The following is a 25,253-nucleotide window of genomic DNA, read 5'->3' as shown; positions in this document are numbered from 1 at the left end:
AATACTCATTCTCTCCGGGAACGGTCCGGGACGAGGTCCGTTCGTGCGTAATCGAACCCGGAGAGAATCATGTATAAATTTCGCGTCAGTTTGGCCGCCGCAGGGCTATTGGCGGTGGTTTTCCTCCCGAACGTAGCGGCGGCCGCCGAGAAGCTGTATTTCGCGGTGCCCAGCCTGAACGGCAAGGCGCAGCTCGGGCCATCCGAATTCAATTTCGAGCTGGGATATCTTCTGGTTCACCGGAACAAGCAGAATGCTTTCGGTAACTGCCGGGTCGTCTTTACCACAGAGAATGAGAAGGACGGACACTGACCACTCGCACATCCGGAAGGCGGCTTTTTCGCCGCGCCGGGTGACGGAGAGGGACTCAAGCTGAATAAGCCCAAGGGATATTCGGGAGCGAAGGCGGCGAATGCCGTGTCGGAATGGGCTGAAAAGAACCGCGAGAAAGTTGTGGAGCCGGGGGATACCGGCGCCAAGTGCGGATAAGTTCGGAATATCGCACCGCTGCGCTGCTGGGTGCCTCGCCGGTTCGGAAAGGCCCCCAGCATGGGCTCTTATCGGACGGTCCCCGATCGCCGGTCAGGCCAGGTAGATCCGCTGGAAATACACGGCCGCCAATATCACACCGAAGCATATGATCCCGGTGCGCAGCCAGCGCGTATTGACGCGTTTGGCGAGGCGGCCGCCGAGGTAGCCGCCGATCGTGCTGCCGGTCATCATCGCGATCGCCGCCGGCCACGAGATCAGGCCGCCGATGCCGAAGATCGTGACACTCAGGATGGTGAAGAAGGTGGCCACCAGGTTCTTCACGCCGTTGGCGGCGTGATATCCCTCGAAGCCGAACACCTGCACGACTCCGAGCAGGATGATCCCGAGCCCGGCGCCGAAATAGCCGCCATAGACCGAGAAGGCGAACATCGTCGCGAGGATCAGCAGGCGGCTGCGGCTGTGGCCCAGTGTCTGGAGCAATGTCGCCCTCAGGCGGTCTCCGAAAGCGAAGAGAGCGGTCGCGATCATCAGCAGAAACGGGACGATCTCGCGGAACATGTCCGGATCTGAAACCGTCAGCAGCAGCGACCCGACGACGGCACCGAGTCCGGAGATCACCAGCAACGGCACCAGGCGCCAGCCGGCGTCTCTGAGTTCGTCCTTATAGGCGGGCAGGGCGGCCGCTCCGGATGGCAGCAAGGCGAGGTAGTTCGTCGCGTTCGCGACCATCGGCGGGAGTCCGGTGGCCATCAATGCGGGAAATGTGAACAGCGAGGCGCCGCCGGCAATGGCGTTCCAGGCGCCGGCGAAGATTCCGATCATGAGCAGGATGCCGAGAATTTCGGGAGACATGCGAGATCCTTGAAGTCGGTTGCGTGAAGTGCGGCCGCTGCTCAGACCTAAGCCGAAGGTGGCGTTCAGTAAAATGAATTGATTTGATCGAATCGATAAATAAAATCGAACGCATGCTGCCGAGCTACGAACAATTGAGGGCCTTTGTGGAGATTGCCGAAGCTGGCAATCTCACCCTCGCTGCGGACAGACTGAACCGTACGCAGTCCGCGATCAGTGTCCAGTTGAAGAAGCTTGAAACGGCAATCGGTGTGACGCTCTTCGAGCGTGGTGCGCGCGGGATGGATCTGAGCGTGAATGGCCGGAAGTTCCTTCCTGCGGCGCGACGTGCGCTGACGGAGCTCGAGCGTGCGGGACGTCTATTTGAAGTGCCTCTTGCCGGACGCTTGCGGGTCGGGATTCCGGACGATTTCGTCGGTGAGCTTCTGGAGCGCGCACTCGCGGAATTCGCTGCGCGCAACCCGGAAGTGGAAACCGTCGTCGCATCGAGCTGCGCCTCGCGGTATCCCGATCTGGTTCGCGCCGGAGAACTGGACCTGGCTGTCTGCTCCGGTCCGGGAGACGTCCCCGGCGATTTCCTGATGTCCGAACCGACGGTCTGGTGCTGCCGCGAGGGAATGGCCCCGGACCCGGCTGTTCCGGTGCCTCTGGCATTGCTGGACCGGAGTTGTTGGTGGCCACGTATTCCCGTCGAGGCACTTGATGCGATCGGTCGGTCCTGGCGAAAGGCTTATCTTGGTGCGAGTTTCGAGAGCCTGATTTCGGCGATCCGGTCAGGGCTTGCAATCGGCGTACTGCCGAGTTCGTGCATCGGGCCCGGACTTGCCGTCCTCGGGCAGGAGGAGGGATTTCCTTTACTGCCTGTCTCGAACCGCTCGATCCTGATCGGCGAACGGGCTCCGAAAGCTCTGGCCTCCGCCATGTCCGGCGCAATCCGCAATGCCTGGCACGGATCGGCAAAAGCTGTCTGACGTCAGGTCGCGAGATGTACTGTTATCCCTTGCAATTAAGTGACGGGGGCATTAGAACCCGCCGCATTCATCACGCACACGGGTGTGCGCTGTGCCGGGGAGACATCCCGGCAAGGCGCTCCGGTGTCGGGGCAGGTGTCCCGGCAAAACCCGTGGAGGCATAACCGGAGAAAGACGGAAAGATGAGCGTCCCTACGTTTACGATGCGCCAGCTGCTTGAAGCCGGCGTCCATTTCGGCCACCACACGCGCCGTTGGAACCCGAAGATGCAGGAATACATCTTCGGCGTCCGTAACAATGTCCACATTCTCGACCTGCAGCAGACCGTCCCGATGCTGCACCGCGCGCTTGCCGCGATCCGCGACGTGACCGCGTCCGGCGGCCGCGTGCTCATGGTCGGCACCAAGCGCCAGGCCGCCGACGTGATCGCCGAGACCGCGTCGAAGACCGGCCAGTATTACGTCAACCACCGCTGGCTCGGCGGCATGCTGACCAACTGGAAAACCATCTCCAATTCGATCCGCCGCCTGAAGGAACTGGAAGAGCGTTTCGAGGAGGGCATGCAGGGCCTGACCAAGAAGGAACAGCTGAACCTCTCCCGCGAGCGCGAGAAGCTCGACCGGTCCCTCGGCGGGATCAAGGAGATGGGCGGTCTTCCGGACATCATGTTCGTGATCGACACCAACAAGGAGCAGCTCGCTATCCAGGAAGCCAATACGCTCGGTATTCCGGTCGTGGCCATTCTGGACAGCAACTGCGATCCGAAGGGTATCAGCTTCCCGATCCCGGGTAACGACGACGCCATGCGCGCCGTCACGCTTTATTGCGACCTGATCGGTCAGGCGGTTCTGTCCGGTCTGCAGGAAGAAATGACGGCGTCCGGCGCGGATATCGGCGAGTCGGAAGAAGCCCCGGCGGAGCCGGCTGTCGAGGCCGCAGAGGAAGCCCCGGCGGAAGCCGCGGAAACCGAAGGCGAGAAGACCGAGGCGGAAGCCGCGAGCGCCTAAACCGGCCCGGTTTGGTATACTTGTTCGTGACAGCGGCGGCACGCGAGGGCGGGGCCGCCGCCGTTACGAGGTGGGTTCGAAAAGTTACGATTGTCTGACAGGTCCACCGGCGCCAGCGGGGCGCGAGGGCCGCTTGAACAAGAAAAGAGGAAGACGATGGCTGCTGTCACCGCTGCGATGGTTAAGGAACTGCGCGAGAAGTCCGGCGCGGGCATGATGGATTGCAAGAAGGCGCTCGGCGAAACCGACGGCAATATCGAAGCCGCGATCGACTGGCTGCGGACCAAAGGCCTCGCCGCCGCGGCGAAGAAGTCAGGCCGTGTCGCTGCCGAGGGTCTGGTCGCCGTTGCGACCGACGGTGGCAAGGGCGCGCTGATTGAGGTGAATGCCGAGACCGATTTCGTCGGCCGTAACGCCGACTTCCAGGGTTTCGCGACGACGCTCGCCGGCATGGTTCTGGCCAATGGCGACGATGTCGAGGCGCTGAAGGGCCTCGCGTATCCGGATACCGGCCGTACCGTCGAGGAACAGCTGACCCACAATATCGCGACGATCGGTGAGAACATGAGCATCCGCCGTGCCGCGACGATCTCCGTCGATAACGGCGTGGTCGTGCCGTATGTGCACAGCGCAGTCGTCCCGGGCCTCGGCAAGATCGGCGTTCTGGTCGCGCTCGAGTCGACCGGCGATGCGGGCAAGCTCGCCGAACTCGGCAAGCAGATCGCGATGCATATTGCGGCGACCTCCCCGCAGAGCCTCTCCACCGACGATCTCGATCCGGAAGTTGTCGAGCGCGAGCGGGCCGTGCTGGTCGATCAGGCGAAGGCTTCGGGCAAATCGGAAGAGATTGCTCAGAAAATGGTCGAGGGCCGGATCCGTAAGTTCTATCAGGAAGTCGTTCTGCTGGAGCAGACCTTCGTGATCGACAACGAGACCAAGGTTGCCAAGGTCGTCGAGAATGCCGCCAAGGAGCTGGGCACCGAAGTGAAGCTCGTCGGCTTCCGGCATTTCGTGCTTGGCGCGGGCATCGAAAAGGAAGAAGAAGACTTCGCAGCCGAAGTCGCGGCCACGCTGGGCAGCTGATCGGCGGAAACGGAACCCGAAACCAACCAAGGGAGCACGACATGGCAGAAGATCAGGGGCCGGCGGCTCCCAGGTACAAACGGGTTCTGTTGAAAATTTCGGGCGAGGCCCTGATGGGCGATCGGGCCTATGGCCTCGACCCGGACATGGTCTCCCAGGTTGCCAACGAGATCAAATCCGTGTGGGACCTGGGAGGCGAGGTTTGCGTCGTCATCGGTGGCGGAAACATTTTCCGCGGTGTCTCTGCTGCCGCTTCCGGCATGGAGCGGGCGACCGCCGATTACATGGGCATGCTGGCGACGGTGATGAACGCGCTCGCCATGCAGAGCGGACTTGAGAGCATTGGGGTGCCGACCCGCGTGCTTTCCGCGCTGCCCATCTCGGCTGTCGCCGAGCCCTATATTCGCCGCCGCGCGATGCGACACATGGAAAAGCGCCGTGTCGTGGTTTTCGCGGCCGGCACCGGCAACCCGTTCTTTACAACCGACACTGCGGCGGCACTGCGCGCATCGGAAATGGGCTGCGACGCGATGCTGAAGGCAACCAAGGTCGACGGCGTCTACGATGCCGACCCGGCTCTCGCCAAGGACGCCGTCCGCTACGACCATCTGACCTATATGGACGTTCTCTCGCGCGATCTGCGGGTCATGGACGCTTCGGCGATCTCGCTCGCCCGGGAGAACGGCATTCCGATCCTTGTCTTCTCGATACAGAATGTGGGAGCCTTCGCGGATGTCATCCGCGGACGCGGTACCTTCACAATCATAAGCGAAAAGGCCGAATAACAATGTCTGAAGGACCCGATCTCGACGACCTGAAGCGCCGCATGGACGGAGCGCTGAATGCCTTGGAGAAGGAATTCCAGGGCCTTCGAACCGGCCGTGCCTCGGTCAACCTGCTTGAGCCGATCATGGTCGATGCCTATGGCTCGAAAATGCCCATCAACCAGGTCGGGACTGTTGGCGTCCCGGAGCCGCGCATGCTGACGGTTCAGGTCTGGGACAAGTCCATGACCAAAGCGGTGGAGAAGGCGATCCGGGAATCCGACCTCGGCCTCAACCCGCAGGTCGACGGGCAGCTCCTGCGCATTCCGCTGCCGGACCTCTCGGAGGAACGCCGCGGTGAGCTCGCCAAGGTCGCGGCGAAATATGCCGAGTCGGCGCGCGTCGCCGTGCGCAATGTGCGCCGGGACGGGATGGACAGCCTGAAAAAGGCCGAAAAAGACGGCGACCTTTCCCAGGATGAGAAGCATCTCTACGAAGAGGAAGTGCAGGAGATGACGGACAAGTTCGTCTCCCGCATAGACGAGGCGCTGAGCGCCAAGGAAAAGGAGATCATGCAGGTCTGATCGATGGCGGAGTCCGACGCAGAACAGCAACCGAATACCCCGCGTCACGTCGCGATCATCATGGATGGCAACGGGCGTTGGGCCCGCGCGCGCGGGCTCCCGCGCACGATCGGCCACCAGCGCGGTGCCGAGGCCGTCCGGCGTACGGTCGAGGCGTCGCTCGAACTCGGGATCGGCTATCTCACGCTGTTCGGCTTCTCCTCGGAGAACTGGAAGCGCCCGAAGACCGAGGTGTTGGACCTGATGGGGCTCCTTCGGCGCTATCTGAAGAGCGAGATCGCCGAACTGCATGAAAAAGGCGTTCGGTTCCGCGTTATTGGGGATCGCGGCCGCCTCGACAGAGACATCGTCAATCTGATCGAGCAGGCGGAGCGCCTGACTGGGGGTAACCGGGACCTCGTCCTGACCATCGCGCTCAGCTATGGCGGGCGGGACGAGATCGCCGGGACCGCGCGAAAGCTCGCACAGCTGGTTGCGGACGGCGCGCTCCAGCCGGAGCAGATCAGTGAGCAGGTATTCGCCGAGCAACTCGAAACAGCTGACATCCCCGACCCGGAGCTTCTGATCCGGACCAGCGGCGAGAAGCGTATTTCGAACTTCATGCTCTGGCAGTGCGCCTACTCGGAATATGTTTTTATGCAAACGCTCTGGCCGGATTTCGGCAAGGACCAGATGATCGAGGCGATCGACGAATTCTGTCAGCGGGACCGGCGTTTCGGCGCCGCCGTCGGCTGACTCCGGAATGCCGGATCCGGAAAAACGCGCTGCTCGCGGCGATTCCGTAAACGGTTCCGATAAGACCGCTGTACCCAACCCGCGTGCGCGGGAGCTGACGCTCCGTGTCCTGTCCTCGGTGATCATACTGCCGCCGGTGTTACTGCTGTTTTGGGTAGGCGGCCCTTATTTCCTCGCCCTGGTGACGGTGATGGCTGCGGCAATGGCTTGGGAATGGGCCAATCTGGTTGCGCCACGCTGTCCCGCCAGCCTTCGCCGTCTGGCCGGACTGATCGGCGCGCTGCTCGTCCTTGCGGCCTCGCTCGCCTTCGAAAAGCCGGTGGCTTTGGTGGTTCTGCTTGCGCTGCCGCTCGCCTTCGCGGGCGCTGTGAGGATCGGATCCGGGAGTTGGATGCCGCAGATGCTTCCGGGACTGCTTTTGGCGCTATGTCCGGCGATCGCGATATATTGGATTCGCGAACTGCCTGATTTCGGTCTGGAAACGGCGCTCTGGCTGGCGCTATCGGTGGTCGTGACGGATGTGGCGGCCTATTGCGCGGGCAAGTCCATCGGCGGGCCTAAAATCTGGGTCCGAGTGAGCCCGAACAAGACCTGGGCAGGGCTGATCGGCGGCATGCTGGGAGCCGCCGCCTTTGGAGCGGGTCTCGGGATGCTTGTCGGACCCGCGAACCCGCTGGTGCTAGCGGGTTGCGGCGTGGTGATCGCACTTCTGGCACAGGCTGGAGACTTTGCGGAGTCCGCCATCAAGCGCGCGTTTGGAGCGAAGGATTCCGGCCGCCTCATTCCGGGACACGGCGGTATCCTCGACAGGGTCGACGGCCAGATTACCGTGCTGCCTGTCGCGGCTTTGGCGATGCTGGCCACCGGTGAGAGCATTTTGCTCTGGTCGTGGTCCTGAGTCCGAGACAGCAAGCGGAAACGATTGACGCGATGCAGGACACGGAACGGAAAACGGTTTCCATTCTTGGCGCAACAGGGTCCGTGGGCGGCAGTACCGCCGATCTGCTCTTGGCGAATCCGGAGCGGTTCGCGGTCGACGCGCTCACCGGGGGGCGGAATGTCGCGCGCCTCGTGGAGCTGGCGTCGGCTCTTCACCCTCGGTTTGTCGCCATCGCCGATCCGTCCTGTTATGGGACGCTGAAAGACGCGTTGTCCGGAAGCGGTATCGAGGTCGCGGCCGGCGACGAGGCGGTCTGCGAGGCTGCCGACCGGCCGGCCGATTGGGTCATGGCGGCGATCGTCGGGTGCGCGGGACTGTTACCGACGCTGACGGCAGTGCGCCGCGGTGCGACGGTAGCGCTCGCGAACAAGGAATGTCTGGTCTCGGCCGGCGACATCATGATGCGGGAAGTCGCAGATGCGGGCGCCACGCTGTTGCCTGTGGATTCCGAGCATAACGCAATTTTCCAGGTCTTCGAGCAGCGGCGCCGAGAGGCGATCGACAAGATCGTGCTGACCGCCTCGGGCGGACCGTTCCGCGACGCCTCCCTGGCCGAGATGGCGGGCAAGAGCCCTGCCGAGGCGGTCGCGCATCCGCGCTGGGACATGGGGGCGAAGATCTCCGTCGATTCCGCGACCATGATGAACAAAGGCCTGGAAGTTATTGAAGCAGCGCATCTTTTCGATCTTCCAGAGGAGAGAATCGACGTGCTTGTCCATCCGGAGTCGATCGTGCACAGCATGGTCGCCTATCGGGACGGCTCGGTGCTCGCCCAGCTCGGTATGCCGGATATGCGGACACCGATCTCCTATGCCCTGGCCTGGCCGGAGCGCATGGAGACGAACGTGCGTCCGCTGGATTTGACAGAGATCGCGACGCTGACTTTCTCTGCGCCCGACGAGACGAGGTTTCCGGCGCTCGCGCTCGCCCGTGAAGCGCTCCGCCTCCGCGGTGCGATGCCCGCGATCCTCAATGCCGCGAATGAAATCGCAGTCGCCGGGTTTCTCGAAGGCCGTCTCGAATTCACCGGTATCGCGGAACTGGTGGGAGAGGTTATGGCGGCTGCGGACTTTGCAGGACCGGCAACTATCGACGATGTAATCGGTCTCGATCGTGAGGTCCGGGTCCTGGCGCAGGACCGTCTGGTCGGCCAATTGGCGCATAGCGCCGCGCGTGCCGATGTCGAGAGCACCATTGAGATCGGCGCCGGCCGTCTCTAAATAGAACCAACTGTTACGAAAAGCACCGAAGGCCCAGTCCATCATGGAATTCCTCTCCGGTTTCGTCGGGAGCCTGATCCCGTTTCTGCTGATCCTGACCGTCCTCGTTTTCGTGCATGAGCTCGGGCATTACTGGGTCGCGCGGCGGAACGGTGTTCGTGTTGAAGTGTTCTCGATCGGGTTCGGACCGGAGATCTTTGGTTTCGACGACAAGCACGGCACCCGATGGAAATTCTCCGCCGTCCCGTTGGGCGGGTACGTGAAGATGTTCGGGGACGCGGATCCGGCGAGCGCGACGTCGGAGGGGCTGGAAGAGATGACGCCGGAGGAAAAGGCGGTATCCTTCCACTACAAGTCCGTCGCCCAGCGCACGGCCATCGTCGCGGCGGGGCCTGCGGCGAATTTCCTCTTCGCCATCGTTCTGCTCGCTGGAATGTTCATGGTCGTCGGGCAACGCTATGCGCCGGCGACCATCGACGAGGTGATGGCCGGCAGTGCCGCCGCGGAAGCCGGACTCGTGGCGGGCGACAGGGTGCTTGAGGTCGACGGTACCGAAGTGACCCGCTTTGCCGATCTGCAGATGGTGGTTCGGGAGAATCCCGGAATTGCGCTGCCGATGCGCGTCCAGCGCGGCGAGGAAGAATTCAATGTCTCCGTCACACCGAAGGAGATTGAGACCCAGGACCGGTTTGGCAATGTCCTGCGTTTCGGTCAGCTCGGCGTGCGCAGCAATAATGTGGAGTTTATCAAGCACGGTCCTGTCGCCGCAGTGTGGAACGCCACGCTGGAGACCTACAATCTCACGGCGCAGACTCTTCGGGCCGTCTGGCAAATGATTACCGGTGCGCGCGGGACCGAAGAATTGGGCGGCCCGATCAAGATTGCGCAAATGTCGGGTGAGGTGGCCAAGACCGGGTGGGCAATGACGTTCTGGTTCATGGCCGTGCTCTCGGTCAATCTCGGCCTCATTAACCTGTTTCCGATCCCGGTGCTCGATGGCGGCCATCTGGTCTTCTATGCCGCTGAAGCGATTCGGGGTAAGCCGCTCAACGAGCGCTTCCGTGAATATGCCTCGGTCGCGGGACTCTCGCTGGTCATCGCCTTGATGGTTTTTGTCACCTGGAACGACATCGTGAACCACCCGCTCGTGCAGCGAATTGGCGAGATTTTCGGCTGACCCGGCCCGAGGGCGGCGCCATGTTCGCGAAGAATTCGAATTTTCAACGGAATCACTGGTTTAATGAGTGTTCCATCCCGTCTATAGTCCGCCACCGAGCTGACCTTCACAGGGTTAAAAGATTTGTTTGCGGAGTTTGACGTGTCGGCACGGCTGGCGCTTGCCCGTTCCTTTTTCGCCATCGCGTTCGCCGCGGCGTGTTTCCTCGGAACTCCGTTGCTTCCCGGCGCGGTGTCGTCTGCCTTTGCGCAGACGATGCAGGTCGACGAGATAGAGGTTGTCGGCACGCAGCGCGTGGATCCCGAAACCGTTCGGTCCTACATGTCGGTCAAGGTCGGTGACGTTGCCGACGCTGCCATGCTCGACCGGTCCCTGAAGGCGCTGTTCGGCACCGGTCTCTTTGCCGATGTCAGTATCCGCCCGGAGGGGCGCCGCCTGATCGTCACCGTGGTCGAGAACCCGGTGATCAACCGGATCGCCTTCGAAGGCAACAAGCGGATCAAGGATGAAGACCTGGGTCGGGAAGTTCAGCTGCAGCCGCGGCGCGTCTTCACCCGGACCCGCGTCCAGCAGGACGTGCAGCGCATCCTCGATGTCTACCGCCTCAGTGGCCGCTTCGCCGCGTCGGTGGAGCCGAAGGTGATCCAGCTGGAACAGAACCGCGTCGATCTCGTGTTCGAAATCGACGAGGGACCGCTGACCCGGATCCGCTCGATTTCGTTCATCGGCAACAAGGTGTTCAGCGATTCCAAGCTGCGCGACAAGATCCAGACCAAGGAATACGCGTTCTGGCGCATTCTCACGACGACAGATACCTACGATCCGGACCGGCTCAGCTTTGATCGGGAACTGTTGCGCCGGTTCTATCTGAGCGAGGGGTATGCCGACTTCAAGGTCGTCAACGCTGTCGCCGAGCTGACGCCGGACCAGAAGGACTTCGTGGTTACCTTCACGCTGGAGGAGGGTGAGCAGTACACTTTCGGCGAGATCGACTACGACATACGCCTGAAAGGTATCGAGGCGGAGGCGCTTCAGCCGCTTATCGAGACCATTCCGGGCGAAACCTATGACGCCGACCTTGTCGATGACGCGGTCGATGAGATCACCGACTATCTCGGGACACTCGGCTTCGCTTTTGTCGATGTGCGCCCGCAACCGAACCAGGACCGTGAGGGCCGGACCGTCGGGATCACCTATTTCGTTGGCGAAGGCCCGAAGGTGTTCGTGGAACGGATCGACATCGAAGGAAATGTGCGAACGCTGGACCGTGTCATCCGGCGCGAATTCCAGCTGGCCGAGGGCGATGCCTTCAACACTTCCAAGATGCGCCGCTCGAACCGCAGAATCCGGAATTTGGGCTTCTTTAAGAGTGTGGATGTGACGAACCGGGAAGGTTCGCAGCCCGACCGGACCGTGATCACGGCGACGGTCGAAGAGCAGTCGACCGGCGAGATATCCTTCGGCATCGGTTTCTCGACGGTCGACAGTGTCATCGGCGATATCGGCATCCGCGAGCGGAACCTGCTTGGCCGCGGTCAGGACCTGAGGCTGAAGTTCTCCGGATCCACGAACCGGCAGCAGTTCGACGTCGGCTTTACAGAGCCGTACTTCATGGATCGTGACGTTTCCGCCGGCTTCGACCTCTTCCGCATCCTGCGTGACGAGACCGACGACAGCTCCTTCAAGGAAGAGAGCACCGGAGCACGCCTGCGCGCCGGATACGATCTGGCTGAGGACCTCCGGCACTCGGTCAACTACCTGATCAAGACGACGGAAATCAAAGACGTGGAAGATGACGCGTCCCGTTTCGTCCGCGATCAGGAAGGGTCAGAGACGGTTTCGCAGATCGGGCACGTTCTGACTTACGATACCCGCGACAGCAGGTCGGATCCGACCGAGGGGTACTTTGCGAGTATCGGCAACGATCTTGCCGGGCTTGGCGGAACCGTCGCGCATTTGAGGACCAATGTCCGCGGCGCCTACTATGTTCCGATCTACGAGGATTATGTCCTCGGCCTGATCGGAGAGGGCGGATACATTTTCGGTCTCGATGACGATGTTGGCATTGCGGAGCGCTATTTCGTCGGCGGTAACAATTTCCGGGGTTTCGCGCGAAACGGTATCGGGCCACGTGATTCCGATAGTGGTGACGCGCTGGGCGGCAACACCTATTATGTCGGGACAGCCGAAGTCGGATTTCCTTTGGGGCTTCCGGGCGACCTCGGGATCAAGGGATTTGTCTTTACCGATGTCGGATCGCTCTACGGGATCGACGATAGCGGCTCGGAAATCGTAGACAGCTCGAAATTGCGTGCGTCTGTCGGTACGGGCCTGGCATGGGCCACCGCTTTCGGCCTGATCCGCATCGATGTAGCACAAGCAGTTTTGAAGGAAGATGTCGATGATACTGAAATCTTTAGGTTCAGTTTCGGAACGCGCTTCTAGAATCATCGCCGGGACGGTTCTGGCCGTCGCTTTGACACTCGCGGTGGCCGTTTCTCCGGTCCGCGCCGTGGACAAGATTCCGCCGGTGAGCGTGGCCGTGGTCGATGCGCAGCTCATTATGCGTCAGTCGGAAGCCGCCAAGGTGATCCGCGATCAGATCGAGGCGCGTCGGAAGATCTACGAGAAAGACTTCCAACAGCGTGAATCCGGTGTGCGGGAGGCTGAGAAGGCGCTCGCACAGCAGCGGAATATACTTGCCAACGACGTCTTCCAGGCACGCCTCCGGGAGCATCAGGAGAATGTCGCGGCGCTTCAGCGCGACGGCCAGTCCATGAAGCATCAGCTCGACCAGGCGTTCGGCCGGGCCAATGCTAAGGTGCGCCAGGCCATGATCGAGATCGTCGCGGATGTTGCCGAAGAGAGCGGAGTCGGTCTCGTGCTCTTCAAGAACCAGATTTTTCTGGGCGACCGAAAGATTGACCTTACAGAAGAGATCATGAAGCGGCTCAATCAGAGTTTGCCGAGCGTCGAGGTCACCTTCTCGGAAAATGGTAACTAGTCCGGTTGATCCAGCATGGCTGACAAGAGGTTCTTCGCTAAATCGGGCAGTTACTCGATCGCCGATCTTGCGGAACGGGTTGGCGGAGAACTCATGAATTGCCCGGCTCCCGATACCGTAATCGAGGATGTGGCGTCGGTCGAAGAAGCCGCCGGCAGTGATATCTGTTTTGTGGAAAATCGCCGCTATGTCGCCGCGCTCGGCTCTTCGAAAGCCGGCGTCTGCCTGCTTCCGAGAAATATTGCCGACCGCGCGCCCGAGGCCATGCCGCTCATCGTCAGCGAGCGGCCGCGGAGGGCGTTCGCCAAGATCGCGGCACTATTTTATCCGCAGGAGGACCACCGGACCGGTGTCGATCAATCAGCGCATGTGGATCCGTCCGCAGAGCTGGGCGACGGCTGCTTCGTTGGTCCCGGAGCCACGATTGGTGCGGGCGCGAAGATCGGTGCGGGAGTGAAAATCTGCGCCAATGCCTGTGTCGGAGAGGCTGTGGTCATCGGCGACGGGACGGTGATCGGCGAGAATGCGTCTGTCAGCCACGCATTGATCGGCGCGCGCGTGGTGATCTATCCGGGAGCGCGGGTCGGTACCTGTGGATTCGGTTTTGAAGTGGACGAAAGCGGTCTCGTAAAGATGCCGCAGCTCGGGCGGGCGATCATCGAGGACGATGTCGAGATCGGCGCCAATAGCTGTGTCGATAGGGGCAGCGGTCCGGACACGGTTATCGGTCGCGCTACCATGATTGATAATCTGGTGCAGATCGGCCACAACGTACAGATCGGAAAAGGCTGTATTATTTGCGGTCAGGCCGGTATCGCGGGGTCCGCCCGGATAGGCAATTACGTGGTGCTGGCCGGTCAGGTCGGCGTCGGCGGGCACCTTGAGATCGGCGACGGTGTGCAGGTGGCGGCCATGTCGGGTGTCAGCAACTCGATTGCACCCGGCCAGAAGGTCGGCGGCATGCCGACGGTGCCGATTAACGATTTTCGCCGGCAGATCGCCGCGGTCAAAGCGTTGGGGCGACGGAAGTCAGACCAGGAGAACAAATGAGCGCCGCAGACTCAGAGACCGGAACGGTCACCAAGACGGATATCGACGTCAACCGCGTGATGGAACTGATCCCGCACCGCTATCCGTTCCTGATGGTGGACCGGATCGAGGAGATCGAGCTCGACGTCCGGGCCGTCGGGATCAAGAACGTTTCCATCAACGAAAACTTCTTCCAGGGCCATTTTCCCACCCGTCCGGTGTTTCCGGGAGTGCTCATCATCGAGTCGATGGCGCAGACGGCGGGATGTCTCGTCGTTGCGACACTTGGCGAGGAGGCCGAAGGCAAGCTGGTCTATTTCATGACCATCGACGATGCCCGCTTCCGTAAACCGGTCGTGCCGGGTGACCAGCTGAAGATCCATGTCGAGAAGGCGCGCAACCGCGGACCGGTCTGGAAGTTCACCGGGGCGGCGAAAGTCGACGGCGTGCTCGTCGCCGAAGCCACCTTCTCCGCAATGATCGTGGACAAATAGAGCTGATGACCGCACAGGAGACCAAGATCCATCCCACCGCGATCGTGGACGCGGCGGCGGAGATCGGCAGCGGTGTGGAGATCGGTCCCTACAGCGTCATTGGCCCCGATGTGGTGCTTGGCGACGGATGCCGTCTCAAGTCCCATGTGGTGGTCGAGGGGCGTACCCGGATCGGCGCGGAAACCGAGATCTTTCCCTTCACCTCGATCGGGCAGATCCCGCAGGACCTCAAATATAACGGCGAGCCGTCCGAGCTGCATATCGGTGCGCGGAACGTCATTCGCGAGCACGTGACGATGAACCCCGGCACCGAGGGCGGGGGCATGCTGACCAAGGTCGGCGACGGCTGTCTTTTCATGGCGGGCTCTCATGTCGCGCACGACTGCATGGTCGGCGACAACGTGATTCTGGCGAACAACGCAACTCTGGCGGGACATGTCTCGGTCGGCGATTTCGTCATTCTCGGCGGCCTCAGCGCGGTGCGTCAATTCTGCCGGATCGGCAAGCACGCCATGGTCGGCGGACTGACCGGCGTCGAGAATGATGTCATTCCGTTCGGCACGGTCATGGGCGACCGGGCGCGGTTGTCCGGTCTCAACTTGATCGGCCTGAAGCGGCGCGGATACACGCCCGATCAGATCTCTGAACTCCGCAAGGCCTACCGGCTCCTCTTTGCCGACGAAGGCACCTTTCAGGAGCGGGTGGACGAGGTCGCGCGGGAATATCAGGATCACGAGGCGGTCGCGGAAATCGTCGCCTTCATCCGTGCCACGAGCAGTCGCGGCGCGATCTGTCAGCCCAGCAAGGACTGAGGACGGGCCATGCCCAAGCTCGGAATTCTGGCCGGCGGCGGGGTGCTTCCCCGCCGGATTGCCGAGCGCCGTCTGGAAAGCGGCGAGAGGGTTTTCGTCATCGCTTTCGAGGGCCAGACCGATCCTGCGACAGTTGAGGGGCTGGAACATGCCTGGATGCGTCTTGGGGCGACAGGGGCTGCCCTTAAGCGGCTCAAGGAAGCATCGGTCGAGGAGGTTGTGATGGCCGGACCGATGCGGCGACCGGCTTTTTCAGACCTCACTCTCGACATGCGCTCGGTAAAGGCTTTAGCCCGCGCCGGCCGCAAGGCGTTCGGCGATGACGGTCTGTTGTCCCTGATCATCGAGGAGATCGAGCGCGACGGCTTTCGGGTTGTCGGAATCGATGACGTGCTCGGCGGCTATCTGATGCCGGCGGGTGCGATTACGGAATCCCGGCCGGATGAGAACGCAGAGCAGGATATCGCGCGCGGGCTCGAGGTCCTGGCCGCCCTCAGTCCGGCGGATGTCGGGCAGGCCGTGGTAGTACAGGAGGGACTCGTTCTCGCGGTCGAAGCCGTGGAAGGCACGGATGCCATGGTTGCCCGGGCTGGAGACGTGAAGCGAAGCGGAGCTCCGGGACCGATCCTCGTCAAAACCCGCAAGCGCGGGCAGGAACGGCGTGCCGATTTGCCGACCATTGGCGTCGAGACGGTGCGCGGCGCGATCGCTTCGGGGTTCCGGGGCATAGCCGTCGAGACCGGCGCCACGATCGTCATCGATCGGGAAGCGGTTGTCGAAGCGGCGGATGCGGCGGGACTCTTCGTCTCCGGAATTGTTGCCGCTGAACCGGGTGAAGAGACATGAGCGCGGAAGTGGCCGAAACGCCGCTGGTCTATATCGTCGCCGGCGAAGCGTCCGGGGATCTGCTCGCGGCCGGGATGATGCGCGCCCTCAAGAAGGTGACCGGAGGAAAGATCCGTTTCGCCGGGGTCGGCGGCGATCTGATGCGGGCGGAAGGCCTGGAGAGCCTGTTTCCGATCTCGGAAATGGCGGTCATGGGAGTGTTTGAGATCCTTCCCCATGCCCCCAAGCTCCTGCGCCGGATCAAGCAGACTGTTGCCGATATCCTCGAGAAGCAGCCGGATATTCTGGTCACGGTGGACTCGAAGGCGTTCAGTCTCCGCGTGCAGAAACGCCTCTACAAGCGCCGGGAGGCGGGAGGCCCGGTCGGTTTCCCGCTGGTCCATATGGTGGCGCCGACGGTCTGGGCCTGGCGCCCGGGCCGGGCCAAGGTGATTTCCCGGTTCCTGGATCGCTTGCTGGTGCTGTTTCCTTTCGAACGGCCCTATTTCGAAGAGCATGGACTGAAGACGACGTTCGTCGGCCATCCGGCTTCGACGCAGCCTGTCGGTGATGGCGCTGGGCTTCGGGCGCGGACGCAAATTGCTCCGCGAGCACCGGTGCTTGGAGTTCTTCCGGGCAGCCGACCTGGCGAAGTGCGGCGTCTGTTGCCGGTATTCGGCGAGACGGTGCGCCGGCTGATAGCCCGCTATCCCGATCTCAGAATCCTCGTTCCGACGGTGTCCGGTGTCGCCGAACAGGTGCGGGAGACTGTCAAGGACTGGCCGGGGACGGCAATCGTCATCGAAGGTGAGGCGGAGAAGTACAACGCGTTCGATGCCATGAACGTCGCGCTTGCGGCCTCTGGCACCGTGACTCTCGAACTGGCGCTTGCGGGGGTCCCCACGGCGGTTGGCTACAAAGTTAGTCCGCTTTCCGCGCCGATCGGAAGGCGGCTGGTCAATCTTGAGGCGGTCGTACTGGCAAACCGTATTCTGGGCCGGCCGGTGCAGCCGTTCTTTCTGCAGGAAAACTGCACGCCGGATGCGCTTACGGTCTCGATCGCACGCCTGTTCGACGACACAAGGGCCCGTGCCGATTGTGCCGCCGCGGCCCGCGAGCTCCGTGAGTTGCTCGGTACCGGAGCGGTTTCCCCGTCGGAAACCGCGGCTCTGACCGTTGCCGATGCTGCCGGAATATCCCCGGCCGAAACAGCCTGAATAGAAAAACGGCGGCATCTTGTGCCGCCGTTTTCACACCGTTTCCGGATATCTGTTACCGCTTGTCGAGCGGGACGAACGGACGCTCGGTCGGGCCGGTATAGAGCTGGCGCGGACGGCCGATCTTGGCTTGCGGATCCTCGATGCTTTCCTTCCACTGCGCCACCCAGCCCGTGGTGCGGGCGACAGCAAACAGCACGGTGAACATGGAGGTCGGGAAGCCCATCGCCTTGAGCACGATGCCCGAATAGAAGTCGACGTTCGGGAACAGCTTGCGGTCGACGAAATACTCGTCCGAGAGCGCGATTTTCTCGAGTTCCATCGCCAGTTCGAGCAGCGGATCCTCGACGCCGAGCACCTCGAGCACTTCGTGGCAGCTCTCCTGCATCACCTTGGCGCGGGGATCGTAGTTCTTGTAGACCCGGTGCCCGAAGCCCATCAGGCGGAACGGATCGTCCTTGTCCTTCGCCTTCTTGATGAACTCGTTGATGTTGTCCTTGTGGCCGATCTGGTTGAGCATCGTCAGCACGGCCTCGTTCGCTCCGCCATGCGCCGGGCCCCAAAGCGAGGCGATGCCGGCGGCGATGCAGGCGAACGGGTTGGCGCCGGAGGAGCCGGCGAGGCGGACGGTCGAGGTCGACGCGTTCTGCTCGTGGTCGGCATGCAGAATGAACAGGCGGTCCATGGCCTTCGCCAGCACCGGGTCCATCTTGTATTCCTCTGCCGGGACCGAGAACATCATGTGCAGGAAGTTTTCGGCGTAGGTGAGATCGTTCTTCGGGTAGTTGAACGGCTGGCCGATCGAGTACTTGTAGGCCATGGCAGCAAGGGTAGGCATCTTCGCGATCAGGCGGAAGGAGGCGACCATCCGGGCATGCGGATCGTTGATGTCCGTGGAGTCGTGGTAGAAGGCGGAAAGCGCGCCGACCACGCCGCAGAGCACGGCCATCGGGTGCGCGTCGCGACGGAAACCCCGGTAGAAGTTGCTCAACTGCTCGTGCACCATCGTGTGATAGGTGACGTCATGGTCGAATTTGGCCTTCTGTTCCTTGTTCGGCAGTTCGCCGTTCAGGAGCAGATGGGCAACCTCGAGGAAGCTGCAGTTGGCGGCGAGATCTTCGATGCGGTAGCCGCGGTGCAGCAGGATACCTTTGTCGCCGTCGATGAAGGTGAGGCCGGACTCGCAGGAGCCGGTCGAGGTGAAGCCGGGATCGTAGGTGAAATGATCGGTCTCGGCGTAAAACTTGCGGACGTCGACCACGTTGGGACCGACCGAGGCGTGCAGGACAGGGAGTTCGTAACTCTTGCCGGTCTGATTATCGGTGAGCGTAAAGCTGCCGGTGTTTGGTTTGTTCATCCTGAGCTTCCCTTAGTTCTTGTTGGGCGGCTGCTTCGCATTCCCTCGAAGCAACATTGCCGCTAAATCGCGGCGGATATTAGTCGTTATTGTGCAGTGCCGCAAATCGCCTTGAGTCTGGCTAGGGTTTCTGCGCGTTCCAGTACCGCGGCAACCTCGAAAATACCGGGAGAGACGGTCGATCCCGTGAGGGCGGCGCGCAAAGGCTGGGCCAGTTTACCGAGTTTCAGTCCGGATTCTTCGGCGACTTCCCGGACCGCGCCTTCTACGGACTCTTCCGTCCAGTCCGGCAGTGCCTCAAGGCGTGCCGTAAGTGTCGTCAGATGCGCCACGGCGTCTTCCGTCAGCAGGCCCTGTGCCTTTTCGGTGAAGGTCAACGGCACGGCCGCAGCGTAAAAAGCGGAATTCTCGGTCAGCTCGACCATGGTCTTGGCGCGCTGTTTCAGGCCATTCATGCCTTTCAGAATCCGCGCGCGGCCGATTTCGTCGACGCCGCTCAGCCCTTCAAGCACCAGCTCGGTCAGCCGCGCGTCGTCCGCTTCGCGGATGTAATGACCGTTGAGGTTTTCCAGCTTGGCGAGGTCGAAGCGCGACGGCGAGCGGCCGACGGCTTCCAACGTGAACCAATCGATCGCCTGGGCGCTGGAGATGATCTCGTCGTCTCCATGCCCCCAGCCGAGGCGCAGCAGGTAGTTGTTCATGGCCTCCGGCAGATAGCCCATCTCGCGATAGGCATCGACGCCGAGCGCGCCGTGGCGCTTGGACAGCTTGCCGCCGTCCGGGCCGTGGATCAGCGGGATATGGCCGAATTCCGGCACTTCCCAATCCATCGCGCGGTAAAGCGCGGCTTGACGGAAAGCATTGTTCAGATGGTCATCGCCGCGCAGCACATGGGTGATGCCCATATCGTGATCGTCGACCACCACGGAGAGCATATAGGTCGGTGTACCGTCTCCCCGCAGCAACACGAAATCGTCGAGCTGCTCGTTCTGCACCGTGATCTCGCCCTGGACATGGTCCACCAGGGTGGTTTCGCCGGTCAGGGGAGCTTTGAGACGCACCACGGGATCGACGCCGGCCGGCGCCTCGGACGGATTACGGTCGCGCCACATGCCGTTGTAGCGCATAGGCTTTCCGGCGGCCTTGGCTTCCTCGCGCATGGCGGTGAGCTCGTCGGGCGTGCAGTAGCAGTAATAGGCCTGGCCCTTTTCCACCAGCTCGCGGGCGACTTCCGCGTGCCGTTCAAGACGGGTCGACTGGTAGACCGGTTCCTCGTCGCCGAGCAGACCGAGCCAGGAAAGGCCGTCGAAGATCGCCTGCACCGCTTCCGGGGTGGAGCGGGCGCGATCGGTATCCTCGATGCGGACGAGATATTTTCCGCCCGTGTGCCGCGCATAGAGCCAGTTGTAGAGCGCCGTCCTGGCGCCGCCGATATGGAGGAAACCGGTCGGCGAGGGGGCGAAGCGCGTGACGACGGACATGGGGCGAATTCTCGTGATTCCTGTGGCTTTGACGGTGCGCCCGGGGCTGGTGCAGCGCGGGCGCGGGGCTATTTAGCACATTGGCAGGGGCAGTGCGAGATTGGACGGACGGGGCTTTTGAGCTCGTCTCCAAGGTGGGGGCGGGGCTGACGCGTTTCCAGCAGGTGGAGCGCGAACGAGCGGGGCTTTGGCTGCCCGTGGCCTTCGGCGCGGGGATCGTCGGTTATTTTGGGCTCCGCTCCGAGCCGGCGCCCTGGAATGGGATCGCGATGATCGGTGTCGCCGCTCTTGTGCTCCTCATGCTGCGCAAGTCGTCGGTACCGGCATTTGCGGCCATTCTTCTGCTGGGTGCGTCGGCGGGTTTTACCGCGGCGCAATTCAGAACGTCGCAGGTCGCGGCGCCAGTGCTTGCGCGCGGCATGACCGGAGTATTGGAAGGCGTGGTCATAACCGTGCGGATGACCCCGCGCGGTTTCCGGACGATCCTCAAGGTCGAGCGGCTCGGGCGGCTTCCGACTGCGCAACTTCCGGCGCGGGCGCGTGTGCTCCTGCTGAAGCGGGACGACGCCCCGGCCGCAGGAAGCCGGATCTCTATTTTCGGCCGCTTTCAGCCGCCGCCGCCGCCGGTTTCCCCATACGCCTACGATTTCCGTCGCGCACTTTTTTTCGAGCGGATCGGTGCCGTCGGCTTCGCGTTGGCACCGGTCACGGCCAGGGCGACGGGCGAGGCCGCGGGCGAGGGGCGCTGGGCCAGCGCGCTGGCGCGCCTCCGGCAGGAACTATCCAGCCGGATCCGGGCCGTTCTGACGGGTGATAGGGGGGCACTCGCCGCAGCTCTGCTCGTCGGCGACCGGGACTGGATTTCGGAGGACGCGGAAACGGCGATGCGGGATGCGGGGATCGCCCATCTGCTTGCGATTTCCGGGTTGCATATGGGGTTGGTCGCTGGGTGCGTGTTCGGATTTGTCCGCCTCCTGCTTAGTCTGCATCCGCGTTCGGCGTTGACCTGGCCGGTCCGGCAGTCGGCGGCGGTCGCCGCGATATTGTTCGCGACGCTCTATCTGCTTCTTTCCGGAGCCTCGGTGCCGACCCTCAGAGCTTATGTGATGACGCTGATCGTGCTTCTCGGCCACTTGTTGGGACGGAAGGCAATCTCCATGCGGCTGATCGCGGCGGCGGCGTTGGCGATCATGGCTGTCCGGCCGGAATATGTGCTGAGTGCGAGCTTTCAGCTCTCTTTCGCCGCCGTGACCTGCCTCGTCGCGGTCTATGAAGCGGGATACTGGACCAGCCGCCGCCGCCGGGACGGATGGATGCATCGGGTCCTGCGCCACGTTTTCCTACTTGCCTTGAGTTCGCTCGTTGCGAGCCTCGCGACGTTGCCCGTCGCCCTCTATCACTTCCAAAAAGCGGCGCTTTACGGAGTTGCCAGCAATCTCCTCGCGGTTCCGGCCGCGGGGATCTGGATCATGCCCTGGGGGGTATCGGCATTGGTGTTGATGCCCCTCGGCTTGGAAATGCTGGCGCTCGTGCCGATGGGATGGGGGCTCGATCTGCTTCTGGTTCTCGCGCAGGAAATCCGGGGATGGCCCCATGCGACGCACAACGTGTCGGCCGCACCTGGATGGGCCGTCGGCATGGCGGTACTGTCCGCGCTCTGGCTCTGCCTCTGGCGCTCGGGCTGGCGTTTTCTGGGGGCCGTCCCGCTGCTGTGCGCCGTATTTCTGTTGCTGCTCTCACCCTGGAGACCGCCGGAGATCCTGATCAGCGACCGGGGCCGGGTCGTCGGGGTGCAGACCGGGCGTGAACTGGTCACAAGTTCGGGGTGGAGCGGCTTCGAAGCGATGGTATGGCGCCGCCGGGCCGGGCTTGGCGAAGATGAAGACCGGGCGGGGCATCGCTTCGAATGCGATCCGCTGGGGTGCGTCTATCGCGCGGAGGGGCTTGGAACGATTGTCCGGTCTTCGAGTGCGCAGTCGCTCTGGGAGGATTGCGGCCGTGCGGACATTCTCGTCACCCGGATTCATGTTCCGAAGGGGTGCACCGCGCCCCGCCTGATCCTGGGGCCAAGGGAACTTCGTACTGGAGGCGCGATTGCGGTTTGGATGAAGGACGGGCAACCTGAGGTGGTTCACTCACGAAATGTGCATGGGGATCGTCCATGGACGGCACGCGTGAGATTTCGCAAAAACGAAAAAGATTGAATTTTCTAGAAAAACCACCGATAATTTTTTCTACTTGCTGCAGCTCGTTAACGAGCGACTTTCACGGGAAGGTGGGTCAAGGGTGGCTGATACGGTCAAGAAACGCGCGCTGAACATTCTCGCCGCTTCGGTCTCCGACGTCGTGGGCCAGAAGAATCTTGCCTATATCGCAATCAAGAAGGCCTCGGACGAGATCGAAAACTCCGCGCGTCAGGAATGGGCGACTTCAGTTTTCGACCAGATCCCGCTGACCAACCGGCGCGAGATCAAGAGCGTCGCCATCAATAAGGCGCAGGAAGAAAAGCGGCACGTTCTGTCCGTACGTGCGCGCGAAAAGCCGCAATCAGATGTCCGGATCGCGGACCTCGGCATGATCTGGGGCAGCCGCTAGGCCGCCCCCGCGTCCGTATTTCTGTCAATATTTCCGCATCAGACCGACAAGGCAGCCTTGGATCCTGACCTGATCCGGTCCGAAGATCCGCGTCTCGTAATTCGGGTTCGCAGGCTCCAGCGCGACAGCATGACCGCGGCGGCGCAGCCGTTTCAGCGTTACTTCGTGCTCATCCACGAGGGCAACGACGATCGCACCGTTATCGGCCGTATCACAACGCCGGATAATCACCGTATCGCCGTCGAGAATGCCTGCATCGACCATGGAATCGCCGGCGACTTCCAAAGCGTAATGGTCGCCGCCGCCCAGCATTGAGCCCGGCACGCCGACATGGTTACTGTCGTCGCGCAGCGCCTCGATCGGCGTGCCGGCGGCGATCCGCCCCATCATCGGCAGGTCGAACATGGTGTCGTCCGATCCGGCCGGCATGGACACAGCCGCTGCACTCTCGTCCTCGTCACGGGTTGCACGAGCAAAGTTCCCGGGGATGACGTTCGGAGTGAAGCCGCGGCTCGCCGGGCGATCCAGGGCTGCCGGGTGTATCTCGGTCTGCGGTGGTTTCACTGCGGAACTGGCGTCCGGGGTTTTCAGGACTTCCAGAGCCCGTGCCCGGTGCGGCAGACGGCGGATAAAGCCCCGTTCTTCCAGTGCGGTGATCAGACGGTGAATGCCGGACTTCGATTTCAGGTCCAGTGCATCCTTCATTTCATCGAAAGAGGGGGATACGCCGTCGGATTCCAGTCGTTCCTGAATGAACAGCAATAGTTGTTGCTGCTTTTTTGTGAGCATCTGAGACTCCCGCCCTGGTTCCATCAGGAACAAAAGATAAACATCGCAAATGTTCTACTTTGGTTCCTGTTTGGCGTCAAGTCTTTGATTACAGGTCTCGATCAGATTGAAATGGATCCGATCCCGAGCGGAACGATATCCACCTTCTCGCCGGCATCGGCGGGGGGCGCATGGGGCGAGCGGATCAGCAGACAGTTCGCCTCCGCCAAGAGGGCCAGCATGGAACTGTCTTGGCGCTCGAAGACCTCGGCAACGGCTTCTCCGTTCTCGTCGAGATGATAGACCGCGCGGAGATAGTCCTGACGACGGTCGTTTTCCTTCAGCGGCTTGGCGAGGCGCGCCTTGAGCATTGTTGTGTTCGGCCCGGTCCGGCCTAGCATGGTGGCGATTGCGGGGCGCAGGAATATTGTGCCGCAGACGATCGTGGAGACAGGATTCCCCGGCAGGCCGAGCAACGGAGTGCGGCCGACATGGCCGAAAATCAGCGGCTTGCCCGGACGCATGGCGATTTTCCAGAAATCGAGATCCAGCCCGTCGGGACCGAAAGCGTCCGTACCGAGGGCTTCGCGGATCAGGTCGTGCTCGCCGACCGAGGCGCCGCCCGTGGTGATCAGGATATCCGCGCCGCTCGCGCCCCGGACCATCGCCTGGATGCCCTCGACCGTATCGGGGGCGATGCCGAGCAGGGTCGGCTCGCCGCCGCAGGCCCGCACAAGCGCCGCCAGTGCGTAGCTGTTGGAACTGACGATCTTGTTAGGCCCGGTCGGATCGCCCGGGCGGATGATCTCGTCGCCGGTGGGGAGGATCGCGACGCGCGGTTTCCGCCGCACCTCGATCCACGGCACGTTCATCGCCGCCGCCATGCCGACATCGCGGGCCGTGAGGACCTGGCCGGCCTTGATGCGGATATCGCCTTCACGGAAATCGAGCCCTGCCGGGCGCACGAAGGCTCCCGTCTTCGTCGCCTCCGTGACTTCGATGGTTGCGCCATCGACCTCGGCGCTTGCCTGCACATCTTCCTGGATGACGATCGTGTCGGTGCCGTCCGGCAGGGCGCCGCCGGTGAAGATGCGGACCGCCTCTCCGGGGCCGACCGTGCCTTCGAAGACATGGCCCGCGGGCGCCGTTCCGATCCGCTTGAGCTTGGCGCCGGCCGTCGCGACATCGGCTCCGCGCACGGCATAGCCGTCCATGGCGGAGACCGCCTCCGGCGGCTGCGTGCGCCGGGCGGCGATGTCGGCGGCGGCGGTGCGCCCGTGCGCCTCGGTCAGCGGCACTTCCTCGCCGGGCATGAGCGGCATGGCCGCGAGGATGCGCTCCAGCGCTTGCTCGACCGGCAGGAGGTCATTCGCCATGCCAGTCCCCGGATTTGCCGCCCGCTTTATGGATCAGGCGGATGTTTTCCAGCTTCATGCCGCGATCGACCGCCTTGCACATGTCGTAGACGGTGAGGGCGGCGACGCTGACGGCGGTCAGCGCCTCCATCTCGACGCCGGTGCGTCCCTTCAGTTTGCAGGTGGCGGTGATGTCGACGGCGCTGCGGCCCGGGTCGCAGGACAATTCGAGCTTAACCGAAGTGAGGGCAAGGGGATGGCAGAGCGGGATGAGGTCCGGTGTCTTCTTGGCGCCCATGATTCCGGCGAGGCGTGCGACGGAGAGCACATCGCCCTTTTTGACGCCGCCATCGACGATTAGTTTCATCGTCGCCGGATCCATGGTGACGGTGCCGGCCGCGGTTGCTGTCCGTTCGGTGATGTCCTTGTCGCCGACATCGACCATCGCGGCGTTGCCGCGCTCGTCGAAATGGGTGAGTTCGCTCAATGTG

The 25,253-nt window shown here is 62.5% G+C and carries 25 protein-coding genes; 19 read left to right on the top strand and 6 right to left on the bottom strand.

Annotation, left to right across the window (positions count from 1 at the left end; genetic code table 11):
- Positions 1-69 precede the first annotated feature (69 nt).
- Positions 70-312 (top strand): hypothetical protein, encoded by a 243-nt coding sequence (locus NUH88_RS01505; RefSeq protein WP_257769537.1) that lies wholly within the window; start codon positions 70-72, stop codon positions 310-312.
- Between the two features lie 270 nt (positions 313-582).
- Here NUH88_RS01505 and NUH88_RS01500 read toward each other — a convergent pair whose 3' ends face one another.
- Positions 583-1,344 carry a sulfite exporter TauE/SafE family protein gene (locus NUH88_RS01500; protein ID WP_257769536.1) on the bottom strand — a complete coding sequence of 254 codons (762 nt, stop codon included), beginning with the start codon at positions 1,342-1,344 and terminating at the stop codon, positions 583-585.
- A 113-nt stretch (positions 1,345-1,457) separates the two neighbouring features.
- On the opposite strand from NUH88_RS01500, the gene NUH88_RS01495 reads away from it, so the two are divergent.
- The 16 genes from NUH88_RS01495 to lpxB all read left to right on the top strand — a co-directional run bounded on the left by NUH88_RS01495 (position 1,458) and on the right by lpxB (position 17,206).
- The gene (locus NUH88_RS01495) at positions 1,458-2,315 is read left to right on the top strand and encodes a LysR family transcriptional regulator (protein WP_257769535.1); all 858 of its coding nucleotides are present in this window, start codon (positions 1,458-1,460) and stop codon (positions 2,313-2,315) included.
- 182 nt (positions 2,316-2,497) lie between these two features.
- Positions 2,498-3,322, top strand: coding sequence for a 30S ribosomal protein S2 (rpsB, locus tag NUH88_RS01490; protein WP_257769534.1), 825 nt, complete (start codon positions 2,498-2,500; stop codon positions 3,320-3,322).
- Between the two features lie 156 nt (positions 3,323-3,478).
- Positions 3,479-4,405 carry a translation elongation factor Ts gene (tsf, locus tag NUH88_RS01485; RefSeq protein ID WP_257769533.1) on the top strand — a complete coding sequence of 309 codons (927 nt, stop codon included), beginning with the start codon at positions 3,479-3,481 and terminating at the stop codon, positions 4,403-4,405.
- Between the two features lie 41 nt (positions 4,406-4,446).
- Positions 4,447-5,190, top strand: a complete 744-nt coding sequence (pyrH, locus tag NUH88_RS01480) for a UMP kinase (protein ID WP_257769532.1) — start codon at positions 4,447-4,449, stop codon at positions 5,188-5,190.
- Between the two features lie 2 nt (positions 5,191-5,192).
- Complete coding sequence (frr, locus tag NUH88_RS01475) at positions 5,193-5,753, top strand: ribosome recycling factor (RefSeq protein WP_257769531.1); 561 nt, start codon at positions 5,193-5,195, stop codon at positions 5,751-5,753.
- A 3-nt stretch (positions 5,754-5,756) separates the two neighbouring features.
- A complete protein-coding gene (locus NUH88_RS01470; protein ID WP_257769530.1) occupies positions 5,757-6,488 on the top strand; it encodes an isoprenyl transferase in 732 nt (243 codons plus the stop codon).
- Between the two features lie 7 nt (positions 6,489-6,495).
- The gene (locus NUH88_RS01465) at positions 6,496-7,386 is read left to right on the top strand and encodes a phosphatidate cytidylyltransferase (RefSeq protein WP_257769529.1); all 891 of its coding nucleotides are present in this window, start codon (positions 6,496-6,498) and stop codon (positions 7,384-7,386) included.
- Between the two features lie 32 nt (positions 7,387-7,418).
- Positions 7,419-8,648 carry a 1-deoxy-D-xylulose-5-phosphate reductoisomerase gene (locus tag NUH88_RS01460; RefSeq protein WP_257769528.1) on the top strand — a complete coding sequence of 410 codons (1,230 nt, stop codon included), beginning with the start codon at positions 7,419-7,421 and terminating at the stop codon, positions 8,646-8,648.
- Positions 8,649-8,691: 43 nt separating this feature from the next.
- Positions 8,692-9,825: an RIP metalloprotease RseP gene (gene rseP / locus NUH88_RS01455; RefSeq protein WP_257769527.1), complete on the top strand. Its 1,134-nt coding sequence runs from the start codon at positions 8,692-8,694 to the stop codon at positions 9,823-9,825.
- 141 nt (positions 9,826-9,966) lie between these two features.
- Positions 9,967-12,270, top strand: coding sequence for an outer membrane protein assembly factor BamA (bamA, locus tag NUH88_RS01450; RefSeq protein ID WP_257769526.1), 2,304 nt, complete (start codon positions 9,967-9,969; stop codon positions 12,268-12,270).
- A gap of 67 nt (positions 12,271-12,337) precedes the next feature.
- Entirely contained in the window at positions 12,338-12,829 is a 492-nt protein-coding gene (locus NUH88_RS01445; RefSeq protein ID WP_257769525.1) for an OmpH/Skp family outer membrane protein, read from the top strand.
- Positions 12,830-12,844: 15 nt separating this feature from the next.
- Positions 12,845-13,879 (top strand): UDP-3-O-(3-hydroxymyristoyl)glucosamine N-acyltransferase, encoded by a 1,035-nt coding sequence (lpxD, locus tag NUH88_RS01440; protein ID WP_257769524.1) that lies wholly within the window; start codon positions 12,845-12,847, stop codon positions 13,877-13,879.
- Positions 13,876-14,352, top strand: a complete 477-nt coding sequence (fabZ, locus tag NUH88_RS01435) for a 3-hydroxyacyl-ACP dehydratase FabZ (RefSeq protein ID WP_257769523.1) — start codon at positions 13,876-13,878, stop codon at positions 14,350-14,352. Before lpxD ends, fabZ begins: the two co-directional genes overlap by 4 nt.
- A gap of 5 nt (positions 14,353-14,357) precedes the next feature.
- Positions 14,358-15,164 (top strand): acyl-ACP--UDP-N-acetylglucosamine O-acyltransferase, encoded by an 807-nt coding sequence (gene lpxA / locus NUH88_RS01430; protein ID WP_257769522.1) that lies wholly within the window; start codon positions 14,358-14,360, stop codon positions 15,162-15,164.
- 9 nt (positions 15,165-15,173) lie between these two features.
- Positions 15,174-16,010, top strand: a complete 837-nt coding sequence (locus NUH88_RS01425; protein WP_257769521.1) for an LpxI family protein — start codon at positions 15,174-15,176, stop codon at positions 16,008-16,010.
- A complete protein-coding gene (gene lpxB / locus NUH88_RS01420) occupies positions 16,007-17,206 on the top strand; it encodes a lipid-A-disaccharide synthase (RefSeq protein WP_257769520.1) in 1,200 nt (399 codons plus the stop codon). Before NUH88_RS01425 ends, lpxB begins: the two co-directional genes overlap by 4 nt.
- Before the next feature lie 55 nt (positions 17,207-17,261).
- Here lpxB and NUH88_RS01415 read toward each other — a convergent pair whose 3' ends face one another.
- Both NUH88_RS01415 and gltX read right to left on the bottom strand, forming a co-directional pair.
- Positions 17,262-18,563 (bottom strand): citrate synthase, encoded by a 1,302-nt coding sequence (locus NUH88_RS01415; protein WP_257769519.1) that lies wholly within the window; start codon positions 18,561-18,563, stop codon positions 17,262-17,264.
- An 86-nt stretch (positions 18,564-18,649) separates the two neighbouring features.
- On the bottom strand, positions 18,650-20,044 hold the full coding sequence (gene gltX / locus NUH88_RS01410) for a glutamate--tRNA ligase (RefSeq protein ID WP_257769518.1): 1,395 nt from the start codon (positions 20,042-20,044) through the stop codon (positions 18,650-18,652).
- A gap of 92 nt (positions 20,045-20,136) precedes the next feature.
- Here gltX and NUH88_RS01405 point away from each other — a divergent pair, with 92 nt between their 5' ends.
- Together NUH88_RS01405 and NUH88_RS01400 are read left to right on the top strand one after the other, a co-directional pair.
- Positions 20,137-22,248, top strand: a complete 2,112-nt coding sequence (locus tag NUH88_RS01405) for a ComEC/Rec2 family competence protein (protein ID WP_257769517.1) — start codon at positions 20,137-20,139, stop codon at positions 22,246-22,248.
- Positions 22,249-22,330: 82 nt separating this feature from the next.
- Positions 22,331-22,639 carry a hypothetical protein gene (locus tag NUH88_RS01400; protein ID WP_257769516.1) on the top strand — a complete coding sequence of 103 codons (309 nt, stop codon included), beginning with the start codon at positions 22,331-22,333 and terminating at the stop codon, positions 22,637-22,639.
- Positions 22,640-22,663: 24 nt separating this feature from the next.
- Here NUH88_RS01400 and lexA read toward each other — a convergent pair whose 3' ends face one another.
- The 3 genes from lexA to moaC form a co-directional block, all read right to left on the bottom strand.
- Entirely contained in the window at positions 22,664-23,428 is a 765-nt protein-coding gene (gene lexA, locus NUH88_RS01395) for a transcriptional repressor LexA (RefSeq protein WP_257769514.1), read from the bottom strand.
- 101 nt (positions 23,429-23,529) lie between these two features.
- Entirely contained in the window at positions 23,530-24,783 is a 1,254-nt protein-coding gene (locus tag NUH88_RS01390; protein WP_257769512.1) for a molybdopterin molybdotransferase MoeA, read from the bottom strand.
- On the bottom strand, positions 24,773-25,249 hold the full coding sequence (gene moaC / locus NUH88_RS01385; RefSeq protein ID WP_257769511.1) for a cyclic pyranopterin monophosphate synthase MoaC: 477 nt from the start codon (positions 25,247-25,249) through the stop codon (positions 24,773-24,775). The genes NUH88_RS01390 and moaC overlap by 11 nt, the downstream gene beginning before the upstream one ends.
- Positions 25,250-25,253 lie beyond the last annotated feature (4 nt).

Origin of the sequence: Nisaea acidiphila (genome assembly GCF_024662015.1) — a bacterium.
Lineage (GTDB): Bacteria > Pseudomonadota > Alphaproteobacteria > Thalassobaculales > Thalassobaculaceae > Nisaea > Nisaea acidiphila.
Note: the sequence above shows the minus strand (reverse complement) of the source record. Positions and strands in the feature narration are given on the sequence as shown.